The sequence below is a fragment of the Micromonospora tarensis genome (genome assembly GCF_016803395.1).
Lineage (GTDB): Bacteria > Actinomycetota > Actinomycetes > Mycobacteriales > Micromonosporaceae > Micromonospora > Micromonospora tarensis.
Genome location: NZ_JAEVHL010000007.1, coordinates 67,977 through 87,468, shown reverse-complemented (window position 1 = coordinate 87,468; position 19,492 = coordinate 67,977). Strand labels below are relative to the sequence as shown.

General features: G+C 64.2%; 14 protein-coding genes and 4 pseudogenes. 7 read left to right on the top strand and 11 right to left on the bottom strand.

All coding sequences use genetic code 11. The features are described 5' to 3' along the window. Positions 1–871: site-specific integrase (locus JM949_RS03100; protein ID WP_203146947.1), on the top strand; the 871-nt coding region annotated here is incomplete at its 5' end. A gap of 532 nt (positions 872–1,403) precedes the next feature. Then, positions 1,404–2,918, top strand: coding sequence for a site-specific integrase (locus JM949_RS03095; RefSeq protein WP_238432482.1), 1,515 nt, complete (start codon positions 1,404–1,406; stop codon positions 2,916–2,918). Between the two features lie 366 nt (positions 2,919–3,284). Here the strand turns inward: JM949_RS03095 and JM949_RS03090 are convergent, their stop codons facing one another. From JM949_RS03090 to JM949_RS03080, 3 genes and pseudogenes are all read right to left on the bottom strand, one after another. Beyond that, entirely contained in the window at positions 3,285–3,779 is a 495-nt protein-coding gene (locus tag JM949_RS03090) for an HNH endonuclease signature motif containing protein (RefSeq protein ID WP_203146946.1), read from the bottom strand. Positions 3,780–4,130: 351 nt separating this feature from the next. Continuing rightward, positions 4,131–4,304, bottom strand: a complete 174-nt coding sequence (locus JM949_RS03085) for a hypothetical protein (RefSeq protein WP_203146945.1) — start codon at positions 4,302–4,304, stop codon at positions 4,131–4,133. An 885-nt stretch (positions 4,305–5,189) separates the two neighbouring features. Then, positions 5,190–5,357, bottom strand: a pseudogene (locus tag JM949_RS03080) (thioredoxin-disulfide reductase); the annotation flags it as partial. On the opposite strand from JM949_RS03080, the pseudogene JM949_RS36335 reads away from it, so the two are divergent. Then, positions 5,357–5,643, top strand: a pseudogene (locus JM949_RS36335) (transposase family protein); the annotation flags it as partial. The pseudogenes JM949_RS03080 and JM949_RS36335 sit on opposite strands and share 1 nt — an antisense overlap. 552 nt (positions 5,644–6,195) lie before the next feature. On the opposite strand, the gene JM949_RS03075 reads toward JM949_RS36335, so the two are convergent. The 6 genes and pseudogenes from JM949_RS03075 to JM949_RS03055 form a co-directional block, all read right to left on the bottom strand. Next, positions 6,196–6,663 (bottom strand): hypothetical protein, encoded by a 468-nt coding sequence (locus JM949_RS03075; protein WP_203146944.1) that lies wholly within the window; start codon positions 6,661–6,663, stop codon positions 6,196–6,198. A gap of 57 nt (positions 6,664–6,720) precedes the next feature. After that, positions 6,721–7,794, bottom strand: a complete 1,074-nt coding sequence (locus JM949_RS03070; protein ID WP_203146943.1) for a NucA/NucB deoxyribonuclease domain-containing protein — start codon at positions 7,792–7,794, stop codon at positions 6,721–6,723. Between the two features lie 496 nt (positions 7,795–8,290). Continuing rightward, positions 8,291–9,442 carry a hypothetical protein gene (locus tag JM949_RS36330; protein ID WP_238432464.1) on the bottom strand — a complete coding sequence of 384 codons (1,152 nt, stop codon included), beginning with the start codon at positions 9,440–9,442 and terminating at the stop codon, positions 8,291–8,293. A 168-nt stretch (positions 9,443–9,610) separates the two neighbouring features. Beyond that, positions 9,611–10,069: pseudogene (locus tag JM949_RS39540) on the bottom strand (hypothetical protein); the annotation flags it as partial. Between the two features lie 1,063 nt (positions 10,070–11,132). Beyond that, entirely contained in the window at positions 11,133–12,014 is an 882-nt protein-coding gene (locus JM949_RS03060) for a hypothetical protein (protein ID WP_203146941.1), read from the bottom strand. Positions 12,015–12,192: 178 nt separating this feature from the next. Then, entirely contained in the window at positions 12,193–12,333 is a 141-nt protein-coding gene (locus JM949_RS03055; protein WP_203146940.1) for a hypothetical protein, read from the bottom strand. Between the two features lie 491 nt (positions 12,334–12,824). On the opposite strand from JM949_RS03055, the gene JM949_RS03050 reads away from it, so the two are divergent. After that, positions 12,825–13,223 carry a GNAT family N-acetyltransferase gene (locus JM949_RS03050; protein WP_203146939.1) on the top strand — a complete coding sequence of 133 codons (399 nt, stop codon included), beginning with the start codon at positions 12,825–12,827 and terminating at the stop codon, positions 13,221–13,223. Between the two features lie 24 nt (positions 13,224–13,247). Here the strand turns inward: JM949_RS03050 and JM949_RS38960 are convergent. Then, positions 13,248–13,598, bottom strand: a pseudogene (locus JM949_RS38960) (IS630 family transposase); the annotation flags it as partial. A 437-nt stretch (positions 13,599–14,035) separates the two neighbouring features. On the opposite strand from JM949_RS38960, the gene JM949_RS03045 reads away from it, so the two are divergent. Together JM949_RS03045 and JM949_RS03040 are read left to right on the top strand one after the other, a co-directional pair. Continuing rightward, on the top strand, positions 14,036–17,500 hold the full coding sequence (locus JM949_RS03045) for an AAA domain-containing protein (protein WP_203146938.1): 3,465 nt from the start codon (positions 14,036–14,038) through the stop codon (positions 17,498–17,500). 114 nt (positions 17,501–17,614) lie between these two features. Beyond that, complete coding sequence (locus JM949_RS03040; protein WP_309231976.1) at positions 17,615–17,797, top strand: transposase; 183 nt, start codon at positions 17,615–17,617, stop codon at positions 17,795–17,797. A gap of 462 nt (positions 17,798–18,259) precedes the next feature. Here the strand turns inward: JM949_RS03040 and JM949_RS03035 are convergent, their stop codons facing one another. Next, positions 18,260–18,874, bottom strand: a complete 615-nt coding sequence (locus JM949_RS03035; RefSeq protein ID WP_203146937.1) for a hypothetical protein — start codon at positions 18,872–18,874, stop codon at positions 18,260–18,262. 102 nt (positions 18,875–18,976) lie between these two features. Here JM949_RS03035 and JM949_RS38410 point away from each other — a divergent pair, with 102 nt between their 5' ends. After that, entirely contained in the window at positions 18,977–19,099 is a 123-nt protein-coding gene (locus JM949_RS38410) for a hypothetical protein (RefSeq protein WP_255545496.1), read from the top strand. Positions 19,100–19,492 lie beyond the last annotated feature (393 nt).

The following is a 19,492-nucleotide window of genomic DNA, read 5'->3' as shown; positions in this document are numbered from 1 at the left end:
TCCGGACGTCGCCGTTCGAGAATCCGTCGCCGGCAAGCGACCGACCGGCCCCAATACCTGCCTGAACATCCGCGCCTGCCTGCGCAAGGCCCTCAACGACGCTCGCGCCGACGAACTACTGCCCGGCTACAACCCGGCCAACTTGGTCAAGATTCGCGGCAACCGGCCCAAGCCAATCGTGTGGGAAGACGAGCGAGTCCAGCAGTGGAAGAAGGACGGCAAGCTCCCAGGACCGGTGATGGTATGGACCGACGATCAGGTCATCCAGTTCCTCGACTACGCCGCGATCCACTGCCCCGACCTGCATCCAATGTGGCACTACATGGCCTTCCGCGGACCCCGCCGCGGCGAGGCCTGCGGACTACGCGACAGCGAGGTCCGCCTCCACCGACGAGAAACCACCATCAACCACCAAATCACCACCCACGGCTACACCCCCGTCGAGAAACCCCCGAAAAGCAAGGCCGGCAACCGAGAGATCGCCCTCGACGACGACACCGTCAACATCCTCATCGCCTACAAAGCGCTACGCGCCACGTGGCAACACGCCGCCGGCCCCGCCTGGCCCAACACCGGCCTGTTCTTCGTCCGCCAAGACGGCCACGCCTGGCACCCCGACTCCGTCACCCAACGCTTCAGCCGGCACGTCCGCAAAGCCGGACTACCACCCATCCGACTCCACGACCTACGCCACAGCGCCGCCACCATCGCCCTCAACGCTGGCGTCGACATCAAAGTCGTCTCCGAACAACTCGGCCACTCCACCACCACCCTCACCCGCGACACCTACCAAAGCGTCAACAAGCAACTCCACCAAGAAGCCGCCGACGCCGTAGCCAAAAGAATCCGAGACCGGCGTCGGGCAGCCTAACCATTCCGCCAAATAACAAGAGCGCGCTTGGTCTCGCAGGCAGTCCCAGCCCATGGATGGGTAGCGGCCCTGCATCTTGACCTCGCCTCATCCGAACCGGACGTCGTTTCTTCCTAGCTGCTGAACGGACCGCTCTGCGATGAAGACTTTCGAACATGGCTCCAGCCCGACATCGCCGACCGGGTCTGACGGCGATGTCGCAGACGACATATGGACTGGCGAGCGGATCGCGGCCTTGGGCATGGTGACCGATCTAGCGACGACCGCGCGTATCATGAGGTTCTCGCGTTCACTCGCGTATGACCTGGCCAAGCGCGACCAGTTTCCGGTCCCGGTGCTCCGATTCGGCGGCCACTACCGGGTGCCGGTTGCGGCCATCCTCCACGCCTTGCAGGTAACGTCCAACCACCATGGCGATTCGCAGGCACCAGTGCCGGAACACGACCAAGTCCCAGGCACAGAGGCAATCCCGGATCACCCTCGACCGAACCCGCAGCCGCCTACTGCCGCACGCCCAACCGGAGAGACGCACCTGAGGCGGCCGAAAGGGTCCGAGTTCAAACGCTGTTCCTGCCGGGACGGCGAGGGCCGCAAACTCGGCAACCGCTGCCCCCGGCTTCGCCAGGCAAACGGAGTGTGGAACCCCAACCACGGCCGGTGGGCCTACCAGCTCGAACTGCCCACCCACCCCGACCAGGCGCGCCGTCAACTACGCCGCAGCACTTTCGACACCCGCGGTGCCGCCGCCAGCGAGCGCGACCACGCCAAAGCTCTACTCGCCCTCGCCAGTGACGACCCAGCCGTCGCCGCCGAGATCGCCGACATGCTCCTCGCCGTCCCCTGCGGCGCACCCCTGCCGGACCGCGACACCATCGCCCGACGGGTCCGCGCCGGACTGCCCGCCACCGTCACGACCACCGTCGGCGAATACCTGCACTCGTGGCTGGCATCCCGCCGCAGCCTCAGCAGCGTCCAACCCAACACCCTGCTGGCCTACGAGTCGCACATCCGCGTCCACCTGGTCCCGCACCTCGGCGCCATCGCCCTGGTGAAACTACGGGTGGAGCACGTCGAGGCCATGTTTGCCGCCATCGCTGAGGGCAGCACCGCCATCGAGATCGCCCGCCAGAGCGACGACCCCGCCATCCGCGCCAGCGTCCGCGGCCTACGCACCACCAAACCGGCCAGCATGCACCGCATCCGCGCCACCCTGCGCAAGGCACTCAACGACGCCATCCGCCGCGGCAACAACCGGCTCATCGACTTCAACCCCGCCGCCCACATCGAACTGCCCTCCGGCGTACGCCCCAAAGCCCGGGTATGGACCACCAAAGCCGTACAACGGTGGCGCGACACCGGCGAGCGACCCAGCCCGGTCATGGTGTGGACACCCCAGCAGGCCGGCGCGTTCCTCGACCACGCCGAAGAGCACGACATCGCCCTCTACCCACTGTTCGCGCTCATCCTGCACCGCGGCCTACGCCGCGGCGAGGCCGTCGGACTCACCGACACCGCCGTCGACCTCGACAACTGCCTGATCAGCGTCACCCAACAGATGGCCACCCACGGCTACACGCCAGTGATCAAGAAGGTCAAGTCCGAGTCCGGCAACCGGATCATGGCCATGGCCAGCATCACCCGCGTCGTCCTGCGCGCCCACCACGCCCGCCGAGCCCAGTGGAAACTCGCCGCCGGCCACACCTGGCCCGACACCGGACTGTTCTTCGTCCAACCCGACGGGAAGCCCTGGCACCCCAACGCCGTCACCGACCGCTTCGAAAACCTCGTCCGCGACGCCGACCTACCCCCGATCCGGCTACACGACCTACGGCACTGCGCCGCCACCTACCTCAAAGCCGCCGGCGCCGACCTCAAAGACATCCAGGAACTCCTCGGCCACTCCTCCGCCGCCATGACCGACGTCTACACCTCGGTCATCGCCGAACTCGACGTCGAACGCGCCAAAGCCGAAGCCGCCGCCGAACTACTCCCCCGCCACCGAGGACGCCATGCCGCACAGCCGTCCGTTCTCGGCACTCGTCCCTGATGACGAGGATGGTGATGCTATAGATCGCCACGATCCAGTTCGGCATTCGTTCGAGGTCGTCCCGTCTGGCTAGAACCACAGCGGCCCAGCCAGCGCATCCACCTGGTGTTCCGCCGGTCGGAGACGACCGGTCTTTGTCGCAAATGGGCCCTGTGGTCCCCCGCACTCCGGCGACTCCGAGGTTCCACCGATCGGAGACGATCGGTCTCCGTTGCAGCGGCAAGGTGTACGAGGCGCTGGCGCGGCCCCTCAAGGAGACGCCGACATCGCGGACCGCCAGGCTTATGACCTAACTCGCCCGAACGACGGTGAGTCCCGAGGGTCCACCGCCATCCGTCTGCTACCGGTCCGATTGATGGCCACCGGTCACAACCGGCTCCCAGGGCTCGGCGGCACCACCCTATGGGTTAGCGACAAACGGTGGCGCCTATAAATCGACTGCATCGCCATGAAGATGTAAGTCTTGCCGCAGCCGCCCGGGAGAACAAACACTCCGTCCTGGTCCCGGGAAACGCGCCGCGCGGCAGGCCAGGGGAAACCGTACAGCTCCAGCAACTGCCAAAGTTCAAGATCGTGAAACCGACGCCGCACGCTCCCTGTTTCTTCGCCGAGGACCTCAAGGTTCCGCTTATACGCACGCATCTCAATAGGCCTGATCGCTTGATACCGATCATACAGATCATGACATCGCGAGCAGAGAACGATCAGGTTGTCAAAGCTGTCGTCCGCAGACTGTGCGCGGGACTTGATATGGGCGATTTGCACCGGCCATTGGCGGCAGGCCGGAATGGCACATCGGTGGCCAGCCTCCAACAGCAGCTCTCGGCGCAGCCACTCCTGGAGGTGAGGTCGGACCGTCACGAGGGGAAGTCTACGGATTCCCACGGGTGTCCGGTTGAGCGTGCGCCAACAGTTCGCGTAGGCCGCTCGCTCCGTGCCGAGGTCGGGGCGGACTCGACCGGTCGGCGACGGCTTCGGCTGGCGCGGCTCGCACCGCGAGCTGCTCGGTACCAGCGCTGCTGCGAAGTCGTGCGCGACTTGGACGTTGTTGTTGCGACGATCGGTGAGGCTGGAACGGACGCTTGACCCAGATTCCAGGATCTCGTAGGCCGTAGTTTGTCGTGGACGAAACCCTTAACAGCACGGTTGGCGTCAACTGACCGGCATTGCCGACCACAGCCGTCGAAAGGCGGAGACCGTTGCCTGCGCTGGTCAGCCAAATCTGGGCGGTTCCACCGGCTCCGCTGGTGGCAACGGCTGCTTCCGCGCCCACGCCTCGGCCTGCTGCCTCACCTTGACTGGGTCTTCGCCGATGAAGAGCTGCTGGTATTCGACCGGACTGTGTATGCCGTCGCAGGTGCCGTACTCGGGGTCGGTGAAGTGCACGACGGGAAGGTAGTCAATCGGGGCACCGCTGGGCAGTCACCGTCAACCTCTGGCAGCCGGGGGCCAGCGCCGACGGCCCCAAGCTGACCCACGCACCGGCAGCCTGGTGGATCGTCGGCCTCGGTCACCTCGGCCAGGCCTACGCCTGGGTGATGTCCTGGGTCACCTACGCCGACCCGTCCCGGGTCGAGGTAGTCCTGCAGGACACCCAGCGCGTCGTGGATGCCAACCACAGCACCCCGGGCTTCTCACCCCGGTGAAGCCGGAGCCGGTCCGCAAACCCGTCTGGCCGAGGCAGTCCTCGAGCGGGCTGGTTACGACGTCGTCATCCTCGACCGGAGACTCGATCACACCAGCCGCGACCAGGCCGAGGACCACCACGTCGCGCTGCTCGGCGTCGACAGCCTCGACCCTCGCAGGCTCATCTCCGGAGTGGGCTGGAAGCTGGCCATCGACGCCGGACTCGGCGTCGGACCGGCCGACTTCAACGCCCTGCTCCTGCGCCGATTCCCCGCTCAGGTCCCAACGACGAGGTCCTCGGCTGGAAGGAGGGCGTTTCGCAGCAACGACGTGTCGTCACGGCCGCCCTCGCCGACCTGGAGCGACGCGATCCCTGCGGATCGATAGGACTCGCCGGGACCGCCGTCGGCGCCGCCTTCGTCGGCGTCGTCACCGCATGCCTCGGAGTCGCCCAAGCGCCCACGCCGCCCTATCCGGAGACGGCTTCGACGTGATCAACGTGCACCTGCAAACCAACGCCGTCGATCTCGCACCGGCAACCCGCGATGTCGACGTGTTCGGGGCCGCCTCTTCACATGAGTGACCGACGCCCGGCCATCTCAGGCACGGCGGCGGGTCAAGGGAGTTAGGACAGGGTGGCGAGGTGCGCTCAGCGTCGAGGGCGGTGGTGCAGCCGGTGCCGGCGGCGGTGATGGCTTGGTGGTAGATGTGGTCGACGAGGTCTCCGGCGGCGAAGACGCCGGGCAGGTTTGTGCGAGTGCTGGCGGCCTGGACGGTGACGTAGCCGTCGGCGTCGAGGTCGACCTGGCCGCGGCCTGATCGACGCGCTGACTTGCAACACCGTGCTGACCTTCGCCGACAAGGGGCTACCAAGGCGTCCGCGGCAACGTCTGGAGCCCGCGCAAACGCCTGTCCCGCCGATAGAAGTCCGTCAACCGGCACCACGCCAGGATCCGAGCACTCGGCGAACGCCACGTTTCCGCTCTCAAGACCTGGAAAGTCCTCGCCATAGCTGCGTTGCTGCTCCCGCCGAGCGACCGCGATCGTGCAGGCGATCCTCGTCCTCCAAGCCGCCAAGGAGGCCCGCCACCCACGATGAAAATGGATCACTTTTCCCCGTATCGTCACGATCAGAGGCTTCAGCGAGGGGCGAGCCGTACTTCAGAAACCAGCCAGTCCGGATGACCTCGAACGAGCGTCACGTGTAGTACTCCGCCTTGCGCGGCGATGGCGAAGCTCATGTTGTCGGCGGTGCCGTTTTCGAACAGGGCAGGTCCGCGGAGAAGGCCTGTGGCCGTAGCCGTCCTCCTGAACTCAACAACCTTGCGACCGAGTTGAGGCGTGACCAATGGCAGTAGTGAGTCCTTCCAGTCCTTGTCGGAGAGATCGTTGCGGGCCCATGTGCCGGCGAACCGGTCAGCCGCCTCCGCGGCGGCTACGTTCCTCACGTCACCGTCACGGGGAAGCGGCGCATACGTCGTCTGACCGGAGGGGAAGGAAGCAACACGACTGTCGTCGCCAGCTCCACAGGCAGTGAGACCGTTCGTGAGGAGCAGTATCAGGGTTAGGATCAAAGACGGAAGGAGGAATCGGGGCGTTCGCGTAGACCTCGTCCGCTCGGCTGCAGGCAAGTGGACGTGGTTCCGAGAGCTTACTGCTGCCATAGCTGAAGGTTATATGTCTCGCCGCTATGCTGCAGTGGGCCGGTCGCACGCGACAGCCCTTGGCCGCGCCGCCCCCGCCACATCACGCGGACACCGATCAGCCCAGGCTCAAACTTGTGATGGGGGGTTAAGTCGACCGCCAGCATCGTTGGCTGGTCGATGAAGATTTCCCCGCTCGGTGATGACAGGATAATCTCACGGACACCTTGCGCTTGTCCGTCCACCTCTGGGGGCCGCTGCCTCCAGAATTGGCAGATCACCTGCACCGATTCCTCGCTTTGCTCGCAGTGGACAACGAGTTGAAATCCATCCGAGGCAACCACTGTTTCCCGGGCGGATTCTAAAAGAGTTTGAGTCTCTTCAATATGAGGCTCTACCAGCCAGTCGCGAAGCCCGAAGTACCGGTAGAGGGGCAGGATTGTGGCCCTTGTCTGAGCGACGATCTTTGGCTGCATGCTTGCCGCTCCTGTCCGAGTGGCGGCGCGAGCCGCGGGGCCCGCGCCGCCCGGTGCTTAAGGATCTATCCGAACGTAGAACGCTTCACCGTCCAGAATCCTGTTCTCCCAGTAAAATTTCTGGCCGAGGCGGGAACCCCCGCCTGCATTGTTGTCATCACCTGGGATGGGCCTGGCAGAGAAGCGGAGATATCCGCCGTTGCTGGCCGGCCCGTACTTGCCGCCCTGATAGGTTGATGCAAAGGGGAATTCGTCGCACTGCAAACCGCCTTGTGCGTAATTGTCGCCCCAGATGTCCTTGCACACCTTGATAGACTCGTTGCGGTTCTCAAGAATCTTCTGCTGGTCCGTGAGGCGGGTAAGAGGATCTTGCATGCTTCCCCCTGGCACTGTCTTCCCAAGCCAACTGGGGAAAGTCCGCTGGGGATGATTCAGGGCGTCATATATGTGTCTGGCACTTTGCTTGACCGCGTCCTCGCTGAGCGACAGCATGTAGATTAGGGGCGCGTCCGTGAAGACTGACCCGTAGTCTCGCCCCACGACTGTTCGCCCGGCAGAGTCGAACCTGATTTTTGATTCGAACATGCCCGCTTGCATGGAAGGCAGCAGGTTGTCGCTCGCGGCTGGAATGGTTCGGTGGTCCATGATGAGCCAGGCCGGCACCCTAAAGTCGAGCCCAGAACCAACGTTATTGCTTGATGAGAAAGTTAGGGATCTGCTAGGCCGGGCCATCCAGCCGGCGACGGTGTCTTTGAGATCGACTTGGCTGGGACAGGTCATTGCGTCGGAGCAGCCGTGGAAGGTGATGTCGAACTGTGTCTGTGGCCAGTTCACCGTCTTCCCGGGAACCGAGAAGTAGCTGACATTCTCCATGCTGATCAGGTAGTCGACCTGTCGTACTCCGTGGTTAGCGTAGCCGAGTACCCACATGTCCCAGGAAATCTCACCCCAAGGTTCGCCGTCTATGCCTCTCGCTGAGACATACTTGCGTGCCTTAAAGCACTGAAGCATCCGGTCCCGCAGCCAGCCCTTTGGTGTTGCACCCGCTTCTGTGGCGTGATCGCGACATTCTTGCCGAAGATCAACGGGGTCAGTGTTAGTAACCTTTTCCAGCCAGGCGCGCTGATCCATTCGAACTTTTAACTCGCTACCGGAGTTGCTGAAGTGTTGAAGAGACGGTGGCCCGCCTGAGAGTGGACGGTTAGAATAGGCCAAGGATCCACGGGCCTGATCGCTTCCTGCGGCTTGAACAGGAAGTGCGCTTGTTATGACCATTGCTACAGAGCCGACGATCGTCAATATTGAGCGTAGGTTCACGAGGTGCACTATCTCCTTAGATTGCGACTCGCGGGATGAACGGAGCCATTGCTGACCGCAGGGCTAACTTTTCGGAGACAGGTCGTGTTGCAATTGAGCTGGCGCCGTTGTTAGCCGTCAAGTTTTGGATCCCAGGCACGTACAGATCTTTGACCTCGCAGATTCACCAAACGCTATTTGGTAGCCGGAATATCGTCCCACTCGGTTATGGAAACAAACCTCGAACGGGAAATCAGACGGTTGGTCATCCCTATCCTTTTGGTCCTTCAACCCTCGTGCACAACAAGTGGCTGTACACTGCTGGGGAGCGTCATGAGATATCTGAGCAGGTCGCGCCGAGACAGGCGTGAAGTAGGGATCCACTCGCAGAATCAAATGCCAGCCTGTATCCGTGGTATAGCCCGGTCTGACGTCCAAGTAATCCTTGCACCGGCCCGGCTCCTGAAACAAGAATCACGTCCCCCTCAGCTCCCGAAAGGGCAGAGACACCTCGCGCATTAACGTAGGCTTGGGCTGGAATCGTGCGCGCTTTGACACTAGCCAGCAGACTACCGACTGGCACGACTACCGATTTTCGCGTGAGGGCAAGCGCCTGCTGCTCGGTGATTGTTGTCTTGCTAACTCCATGGCGACCACCACGTGCCTGCTTTGCTGTCGTGTTGCACACCGAGTGCGCAGCGATGCATTCTGCCAGACCCGGAACACTGTTCATGCATCGACTAGGATCGGAAGCCATACATTCTGCTAGCAGGCGTTGGTCGACGCCATTGTAGATGTCGCCCACCTCGATTCCCCTCGCGGAGGAAGGAGGATTTTGTGCACTTTGTAATGACGGCTTGCTTAATTTGAAGTAGTCGACCGTTGCAGGATTTGTTCCCGCCTTGGCGACAGCCGTAGCGTCGAGGCATCGGGGTGGCGTGTTAGGGCCTCCCGTAGCTGGCGCGTTACGAGGCGCGCCGCAGGGGTAAATTTCACGGGTCGAAGTCTCCGCTACCCAGGGCCGTCGCCAGACATGATTACCATCCAGCATTTGCATCCGATGCTCGAACGAGCCCGCGAACGATGCCGCTTCGATTGTCTGGGCGTAAAGCCCTCCGCTACTCTCACCAATGCGAGTACTTTCCGCCTTCGTGGTATTCGCGGCGAAGTTGAAATCAATGTATAGCGCAAGTTGAGAGTTTTCGCCGGGCATAACCATATAGGTATGCGCACGCCCGTCCGCGTCGGACGCTCCAGGCATTCCCGAAAGGTTATAGTATTCGTACGAAACGCCGTCATACTCGACCCAGTACGCATTGTCTTCGGCTAGCCCTCCAGAATACAATGATTCCCAGCCGAACTCGAAGCCGTCCAGTCGACTGTCGATGCCCTGACTGTCGAGCGTTTTCCAGTCGACTGAATTAATCATGCTGCTGGCAGTTGTACCGCTATAGGTGATCGCGGGTTGTTGCCATGTATCCATGAGACCATGGACCGGCTGGCTCGGGCGTGTACAGAGAACGGTGCCCGGGGTTGCGCACTCGAAAGGTCCGGTCCGCAAAATCCAATGCTCGCCGGGCCAGTTTCCCGACGGAAGGTTGTAGCAGGTATCGACTACGGCAATGCCATCTGACTTTAGTCCATCCAGACACCGTCCACGTTCATTGTTGATAAGCCAGAAGCCTTCGCCATATTTCGGTGGTGCGGTATACCACGACCGCGATACGCCCGATGCTGTACAACTGCGCAATTGGACTTCGGGCCCTCCAGTACCAGTCATACCGAGGCAGAGCCCGGTCTTCACATGGATTATCTGGTACATGTGTCGCGGCGGCGTATATGGCAGCGTGCTAGTGAACTGGAACTTCCACCGCTGCGAATCGGCTGCGGCATTGCCGTCAGGAACGTAGGGAACAACGCCTACCCGCGAACCATCCGTCGTGCCTTGCGGTGCCAATACTCGCTGTTCGTTTGGGCCCCAGATACCGATAGCAAACGCTTTCGAGACCGCCGCTGAGGCCGGCGCAGAAAGGCAGAGTACGGTTCCAACAGTAGCCAGAGCAACGACCGCTATACAAGCTATCAGTCGTCGCGAGAGTGATACATACACTGTTTTCGACACCTAGCTCAAAACCTCCGGGGACGGGGATTGCAGCGCTATTGCCTAGAAGGACAGTTAGGCAATCACTGGCATTCGGTAATGTCGCAGTTGCGCTGGGTGAGATGAAACCTTTTCATGCCCAAGCGTATCGATCAATTGCAATGAGTAGTGATCTACTTCATACTTGTGCAGAACGGTTCGCTCCCGTAGAATCTGCACGCAAGCTCCCACCGTCGGCAGCGTCTGTGCGATAGCACGGGCCAGTGTCGGCTTCGTTATTCGGATCGTCTGCCGTCGAACTCTCGGTGGCGAAGCCAGCGACGGGGATAGGCCCGCGTTTAGGCTGCACGGGAGCTGGCCTGCCGGCTCGGCCTCCTCGTTCACGGCCTTTCATCATTTACAGTTAGGCGAGGAAGACGGCGCGATCTACACGGGCACCCAGGCGTTGAGCGATGTAGCGGGTGCCGGGCGGCTAGGCTCGGCCGCTCGCGCGCAGATCGGTCAAGCGCTCGAGGCGCACGGGAGCGCCATCTCCTGGCGTAGTTGCCCCAATGCCAGGAACATGAGGTGATCGTCCACCTTGCCCCTGGCTCAGTAGCGGCGGTCGGGAGCGCGGTCCCGAATCCCAGCAAAGTACGGCAGAGGTTCTTCGGCAGCTCGCCGAGAACAAGGTGCAGGAGACGCCAGGCAAGACTCGGCAGGTGGTGGGCCGCCGAGCGGTTGAGGCATCGTCGCCCCGCGACCTACGCTTCGGTGACGTGGGAGTGCCCGTCAGGCGGTCTTGACGGTTCGCCTCCGGCAGAGGCCGGGTACATCCAGCGGGCCAGCTCGGCGGCGAGCACCCGGGAGGACTTGTGGACATACCGCTGTGGCCTCGGCCTCAGCGGTTTCCGGGGAGCTCCCGCAGCTTGGCGACGCCCGATAGCACTGAGAAACGCCGCAGCCGGCTGCTTGCCTGTCGAGAACCTCGGCCTTCGACGTCTATCCCGTCTGCTCTAGCAACCGCGCAAGCGATGCAGCCCCTCTCACTATCCGTCGTCGCATTCAACTGCCTGCACCTTGAAGGGCGTGCTCAAAGATCGCGGCGACACGGCGGCCCAGCCGACCCGGCCGATGACGAACCCGTCGGACCAGCTGAACCGGTGTTGCCTGCGACGAGCAGCAGGTACGCGGTCAGTTCGACCGCCGCCGTGAGCGCCGGTATCGGTTGCGGCATGGACAGCGTGGGCGTGATGGCATCCCAGGCAAATCCGGCGATGTCACTGCCTACGTACAGGGGCATCGGGACGGTGGCAATGCAGGTGTCCATCAGTGGCAGCGCCATGAGGGCCAGCAACGCCGCGCCGATCGCGGCGAGCCGTAGGCGGTGGCTGGCGAGCGCCGAGGCGAGTGTCAGCGCGGTAATTCCGAGGACCAGGGGCGGTAGGACCGCCATGCTCATGGCCATCACGAGATCGGCCACGTGCGTGCCGGTCGCTCGCGGCGGTTCAGCAGCAACGGCACGCCACGTACTAGTAATACGGACGGCCGCATACCCGGTGACCAGCGCTGCCCCCACGACAGCCGGCGCCACCGTTTGGCGATGCCAACCACCGCGGCGCCAGACGACGAGCAGCACCAACACCGCAGCCAACGTGGGCCAACAGAGGGAAAGACCCGACTCGAACGCCGACGATGTCTCAGGGCTCGAGGCGGGCACGAGTACCGCCCCGCCATAGACATTGCTGTCCCGAGCAGCGGGGATCGCCAAGACGGCGTCCACAAGCAGAACCGCGAGGGCTACTCCCAGCGCCCAGCGGGAACCCGCCGATCGGCTGACCATGGCGCAGGCAAGGAGCAGACCGATGCTGAGCACCTCGGCGTAACGCCAGATCGGACGGGCCGTCAGGACGCCTACAACATGGAAGGCGGCGCACGGAGCAGCAGCAAACAGGAGGATCAGCCGGGGACGCACGGGCGCATCCTGCCACGAGCCGCCGTCATCAACAGAGCCCTCTCGATGCGGGCAACTTGAACGCGATATAGCCGGCTCTGTGGCAGGCAGACGGTCCGGTGTCCCTCGTCACCGCCGTCAGCGGCCTCACGCGCGCTACCACCTGAGTCGGCCGGGGGTGGATCGGTGTGCAGCCAGGTCAGCGCGGGGATTTCGCGTTGGCTAACCGCCTGCGCTCACGGCACTCGGATCGCCATCGCAGGTGATTGAGCACCGCAAGAAGGAGTTGCAGCCGGTCGCTGGACTCCTGCGGGAACACGCTGATCACGACGGCCAGCACCGCCCCGGAGGCTACGACGGGCCATGGAGCGCCAGCGACGCCCGCCGCGCCGCTGCCAATCAGGGCACCCATGGCCCCGCTCCACCGGCGAACCGGCTGCCGGACGGGCTGCGCCGAGCCGGAGGCTGGCCGCCTGGACTAGCGGACTGCGACCGGCGGGAGCGAGGCGATGGAGTGGATGGGGTTGACACCGTTAACTCCCTGCAAGGATGGCAGTGAGTACGACGCCTACAGAGCGCCTACCTTCCGGCCGACGACTAGTGCCATGACCAAGATCGTTTGCGGTGTTGGGTGACGCGGCGCCCGGGCTGACGGTTGGGCGGTCGCCGCGAGGCCGGTCGGCGAGTATGTGGGTGCGGCCTACGGTTCGGCGGTGGGTTCCTCGCTGACTGTTCGCCCAGCCCGGGTCGATGACGTCGCCCAGATGGCGTGTGTGCATGTTCGGTGCTGGCAAGAGACGTACCGAGGACTTATGTCGGATGCGGTGCTGGATGATCCGGGTTTCCCGGCTGCTCGGGAAACGGTTCTGGACTGCTGCTTTGATCGACAAGCGCTATCGCGAGAACCGGGCGGCTGTGGCCGAGCGGGAGGGGCGGGTTGGTCGGGATCGCGATGTCGGGTCCGCCGTTGGAGGGGCGGCGTGGGCGAGGCAGCTGTATGTGCTCTACGTGCATGCCGCCGATCACGATAGGGCTGCTGGGCGGGTGTTGTTGCAGGCCGTTATCGACCCCGCGGAGTCGGCGGTGCTGTGGGTCGCTGATCCGCACCCGCGCGCGCAGGCGTTCTACCGCAAGCACGGGTTCGTTGCTGATGGGACGGACCAGGTCGAGGACGACGTGCGGGAGATTCGCATGGTCCGCGACGTGCAGGCGCCGTCGCTGGTGCCGTGATCACGAACGTTTGAGGTGTTGGGGTCAGGCTGCGTGGGCGGCGGGTTGGCCCCAGCGTCGTTGTCGTTCGCTTCGGATGCGAGTGCGTCCGTTCTCGGCGTTGGGCGGCCAGGACGACGGGGTGGCGGGCGTTGGCGGTGCGCCAGCGCAGGTAGGTCTGCAGCCTTCGGGTCAGCGCCGGGTGGTTCGGGTGGTTGGAGCCGGCGATAACGAACGTGCGGAGCGGCCCGAGCTGGGCCTCGATCGGCTTAGCCCAGGAGGCGTAGGTCGGGTTAAGCAAAATCGACCTCGTTGCGAGCCGCCAATTCTGGGTCTTGGGCCTTTGTGGGCGGACGAGTTGTCCAGGATGACGTAGATCGGTGCCCCACCCGGGCGTGGCGTGGACGCGCGTCCTGCTCAACCGGTACTGCGGAGCCCGGTCGGCTTCCGCATGCTCGCTCTGGGCGCATTCCTTCGCATGGCCGGATGGTGTCGCGGCACCGTGGCAATGCTCACTGCGTCTTGCGCCCCGGCAGGACCACAGCCCGAACCCTGCCAAACTGCGGCCATGGCGTCTGCGGCAGAGCCCTGGGATTAGATTCGCGTTCGAACCTACCGGCAGGCGCAGCCTGTATTTGTTCTGTGCGAGCGACCAGTCCGCGCCTTCGTCTTTAACGGTGGGATTCGCTGTAGCTGGTTCCGGCCCTACGTCCACGACAGGCGCGCTCAGGAACTCGACGGGAAGACCGGCTTGCGATCCATGTCGAACCTGGTGTTCAACTGGTTGCGGAACGTAGCATCGCCTTTGAACGCGTGACGCGAGGGGGTCGTTCTTGCCGGACTGGCGCGATGAGGTCTGCACAGCTCTGGACTTCTGGATCAGCAGCACCGCAGGCGCCCGGTCGGAACGCCTGATCTGCGTGGGCCGGGCCCGCCAGGAGGGCCAGCGCGGCTGGTACGCCATTGATGTCCGAGGTGCGGAGCGATCTCGTGCTGACCCGGATCAAATCGAGTCGCTGCGCTTGGCGGGCAAGAATCAACCTGGTTCGGGTGCCGGGTACCCGGTCATGGAAGCGGTGCTGGACGGGTCGCTGTTGCGGGTACGTGTCGCCGAATTCGTGGATCTTGGTGAGGCGTATCTCTGGCAACACAAGCAACCGGCTACTTACCTGCTCGTCAAGCTACGTGAGGGCCTTTCAGGACTTACCGACGCGGGTCTGGCGCACGATCTTGCTGTTGGGAGGCTCGCTACCGCTCCTCGCGTTGTGGATCCGGTCGCCGGGTTCACCCCGATGCAGCAGGAGGCGTACGAGTCGTGCCTGGGCGCCGGTGTCCGTCTCGTTTGGGGGCCGCCAGGCACGGGGAAGACACGTGTCCTGGCCGAGGCCATCGGCGCCTTGATGGCCTCGGGCAAGCGTGTGCTGCTGGTGTCCGCCACCAATATCGCCGTCGACAATGCGCTGCTTGGTGTCGTGGGCGCCCGTCATCAACCGGGGGACCTGCTCCGGGTCGGTCCTCCGCACCACCCAGACGTGCTCAAGCATCCCGAGATCTGCCTTCCACACCTGGTGCGGGAACAGTTGGCGGGTCTGGAACAGCAACGGCAGGTCATTGAGGGCGAACTGCTACGGATGCGTGAGGCGGGCGACGAACTCGTCCGCCTGCGGGAGCGGGTTGGTGACTTCGATGAGCAGCGGTACCGGCAGGCGAAACGGCTGTTGGCCGCGGAGGCGGAGATTCCGCGTCTCGCCGAAGCGGTGGCGACGGCTCAGGCTGGGATGCGGGGCCGACGGCAGGACTGTGTACGGCTACACGATGAGCTGGCCGTGGCTGATCGGCGTGTGCAGGCCCTTGCCGGGGCCCGGTCGATATACGCGGAGATCGACCGGCTCCGGCAGGAGTTACTCGATCTCGTCGCCGCTACTGATGATCTCGACGCCCAGGTGCTGACGGCACGGCACTCCGCTAGCCAGATCAACACAGAGCTGGCTCGAATGGAAGGCGGAGGTGCCCTCGCACGGATACGGGACCGGCCGAGGATCAAGCAGCATCGCGCGGCATTGAGTGAAGTTCGCCAGCGGGCCAAGGATCTGGAGCCACGGGCACAGGAAGCCAAGGAGTTACTCAGGCGACGTCGCTCAATGGTTCGGCAACGGACCGAGCAGCTTACCGCCACTGCGGGTGGCAGCCGTGCGGACATTCAGGCCAGTGATGCCGCTCTCGCTGCGGCGCAGCAGGCCCACGCGCAGGCGCAAGCGCTGGCGAGGCAGGCCGAGGAGCATCTGACGCGGGCACAGCAGGCACTGCTTGCTGCCGAGGCCAGGGCCAGGCCGACCGAGGCGCAGCGCGCCATGGTGGAGCACGCCGACCGGCATCATCTGTCGTCGCTGTCGGCGCAGTTAGCCCAGTTGCGGGCGAAGACCATCGCCGACCAGGTCGAACGCTCGCGGCTGGAGCAGGAACACGCGAAGGCGCAAGAACAGTTCGACCGCCTTCGGCGGGACGCCGAGGGAGAGATTATTCGCCGGGCGATAGTGGTCGCGACGACCCTTGCCCGGCTTCGAACCACCAAGGCGTTGATGGATGGCCCCTACGACGTCGTCCTGATCGACGAGGTCGGCGCCGCGAATCTCCCTGAGGTGCTTCTCGCCGTCTCACGCGCACGACAGGCGGCCGTCCTCCTCGGCGACTTCATGCAACTCGGTGCGATCGTGGGCGATGAGGTGCGAGGCGCCGAGCGGCCAGACATCCAGCGCTGGTTGACCAAAGACGTGTTCGCGCACTGCGGCATCACCACACCGTCACAGGCACAGGGGCATTCGGGTTGCACCGCGCTGGACGTGCAGCACAGGTTCGGGCCGGCAATCATGGGCTTGGCGAATGCCGTCGCGTACGACGGGTTGCTCAAGCCCGGCCGGACCGTGCGTGCCCACAGCAAAGACGATCCGGAGATCGTGCTGATCGATACCGACAAGCTGGATGACATTGGGCGCGTCCGCCCTGCCGGCCGAGTAAGCGGCTGGTGGCCGGCCGGGGCTCTCCTGAGCCGGGTCCTCGCGGACTACCACCAGGCTCGGGGCGAACGAACGGGCGTCATCACCCCGTACGGGCACCAGGTTGAGGCGACCCTCGAAGCGCTCCGTGACCAGGAACGGTCGACGAAGCCCGTCACCGAGGTTGGCACCGCACACCGCTTCCAAGGCCGTGAGTTCCCGGTCGTTGTGTTCGATCTCGTCGAAGACGACCGTGACAAGCGGTGGATAGCCCGGGCTACATTGCAAGGAAGCACGTGGGAACGCGACGGGACGCGGCTGTTCAACGTCGCGGTCACCCGTACTCAGACGCGGCTGTACCTGATCGGCAGCCGCACCCGGGTCCTTTCCGCGCCTGCTGGTAGCCCCATGGGTCAGGTTGCCGCGCTGCTACGACACCAGCGGGCCCGCACCGTACCAGCGACCCTACTCATCACGCCCTCAACGGTCACAGGACCGGAACGTCCGCTCCTTGGGCCAGTCTCCAGTGAACTGTCGGAGATATTGGCGCAGCACGTGCGGGTCACCGACATCCACGATGAACGCAGCTTCTATCAAGCATTCGCTGACCACCTGGGAACCGCGCGTCGTTCGATCTGGATCTGGGCTCCATGGACCACGGACCGGGTCAAGTCCCTGCTCCCGGTCTTGGCGGAAGCTGCGGCTAGGGGCGTGAAAGTGACCTTGTTCGTACGGGACCCGGGCGACGCCCTGCAACGCAAACCCAAACACCAGAAGTACCTGGCCGATCTACGCGCGGTCCTACACAACGTCGTGGAGATCAACATGATGCACCAAAAGATCGTCATCATCGACGACGAAACGGTTCTCCTAGGCAGTCTCAACTCACTGTCGCAGAGCTGGACGCGTGAAGTGATGCTCACCGTTCGAGGTGCTCACTTTGCCCGCAAACTCCTCGAACACGAGCACGGAGCTCAGTTCGCCGCGCCGCCGCGCTGCGGCGCGTGCGGTGGCGCAAAGGTGGACCTGCGCCGCCGCCGCTCAGACGACTGGTATTGGCGATGCTATTCCGATGCCTGTCCCCGGTGGTCCGCCAACGGACGAAGTGCTTGGACAAAACCAGCCATCGCGGCCGCCTCAGCGAGAGCGTCAACCCGGCGGCCCTCGCGGTCAGAATCAGATGCCGCAGGCCAGGCCGCGACAAGACCGACCGAGCCTCCACCATCTCAGCGGCGTCCTACAGTCAGCCGCAGCCCTCATGCTGCGTCCGGCCCATCTGACGCAGCGGAAGAGCCCCGGTCCTGACGGCTCGCGCACTCCGTATCTAGTGTCGGACGATCGGGGTGGCTTGGCGGTCGGTCAGCCGAAGCGCACACACGACCTCACCATTGAACCAACCGAGGTCACGGCACCGCCCCCATCGATGCGTCCTCGGGCGAGCAGGTACGCCCCCGGCTCTCCCGGGCCGGGAACCGGCAGATCAACCGGGTGCTGCACATCATGGCCACCGTCCAGCTCCGCAACCCCACCGACGGCCGCGCCTACTTCGACCGCAAGAAGGCCGCGCGGGGAAGAGATCGATGGAGGCGATGCGAACGCTAAAACGACGCCTGTCCGACATCGTCTACCAACAGATGATCGACGACACCACGGCGACGGGTCCGGGAGGACAACGGGAGACGACTACTGACTCCAGCGTGACCAGCTCGCATCCCCACGCCGGCTCTTCGGAGAAGTCACTTCCCGGACCCGCCACACCCCAGCCTAGAACAACCCTCGCCGCAGCCTCTTGACACAGAGGGGAGCCATTTGCGGACGCCAGTGCCACCCTCTTCAGCTACGGTCCGTGATGCGCTTCGACGGCGGCCGGCGCGCGGAGGTAGAACTCACCCTGGAGAATACGCGAGTTTGCCAGTTTGAGATAAAGGAGGCCATCGAGGTTCGCCTCGACTCCAGTCGGGTCAAGCTGCCCCAGTGGCGACGTGAAACGTGACTGGTTCTCCTACGCACATCTGACTTTGGCGAGCGGATGGGTGGTCAGTGTCCAGCGAGGCGATGTCGCAGTCAGCGTGACTTGCCGATCAAGTGCCTTGGGCAGTTGTCACGGACATCGTCACGCACGGCCGACACGTCTTCGCGCTCGGCGGACTCCGCCACCTTGCGGTACTGCTGACGGATACCGCCCCCGTCCGTCTGTACGACGAGGGGCCAGGGAGGCACTTCTCGCAGCATCGCCGAGGCCATCGCGGATCGGGGTTTGTCTCCTGCGGCTTGCGCGGTGAGCCAGTCCGCTTTCCAGGCGCACGCGGCCCAACCAGCGTACGTTCCCCGCACGGCGGTCACCTGTATCACTGCCGGTTCGTTTCCAAGCCCAGCAACGAGTTCGTCGGCGTCAGCGGCAAACGAGTAGCCTGGCGGAACCGGCACCGCTGCCGGGCGCAACTCCTGCACCACCTCGCGGAAGTCGACGCCGTCCGCGCGTATGTACTCGCTCGCATTGTTCTCCGTGTACCCGCGGCCGTATTCGCCGCTGTGCGCGGGGGCGGAGTGTCCGAAGGCGGCGCTGAAATTCAGAAGCGCCACGAGCAGGCCCGCAGCGGCGGCTACCGCTTGCCAGCGACGTTCCGCACCGTGGGTGACGCGATAGGCGGCTCCCGTGTCCTCGTTGCGCCCAGTCACCTGTCCTCCTCACGCGCCGCTGCCCACTGCAACGCCCGCAGGAGGATGCCTGGCATTACCCAGTGGGAGACTCGCTAACCCGGGCCGGGTGGCCATGACTGGTTGAGCCGTTTCGTGGCCGCGTTGCTCGACCTGGCCGTCGATCTCGACGACGAGGCGCCTGCAGCGATCTCCCCGGCCATCCTTTTCGGCACCGACGGCCGCATAGGACGACATCCGACCTGATCGGCAAGCTCCGCCAGCGATTGCCCTTTCCTAAGACCCCGGGGGGCCCACATTGATTCTTCTCGCCGGCGCGGCGCTGCTCACTGTTGCCCTCGCGTGTCAGACCGCACGACGCCGGAGCGTACGTCGACGAGTGCTGGACAACGCCTGCGCGACCTGCGGGCATCGGCCGGAAGCAACAGCAGAGGGGTGACACTTCCGCAGCCCTGAGCTACCTCCGGCCCCCGCCTGCACCTGGAAGCTCTCGCGATCATGCTGCGCCGGCCCCGCCGGGTCGATCACTTGCCTGCGCTACGTCCGCCCGGAGCCCACCGCTTCCGTCAGCGCAACTGGCGGGGTATCGGTGACGAACAGTGGGCCTGGGATAGCCACCGCACCAACCAGCCGTCCTCA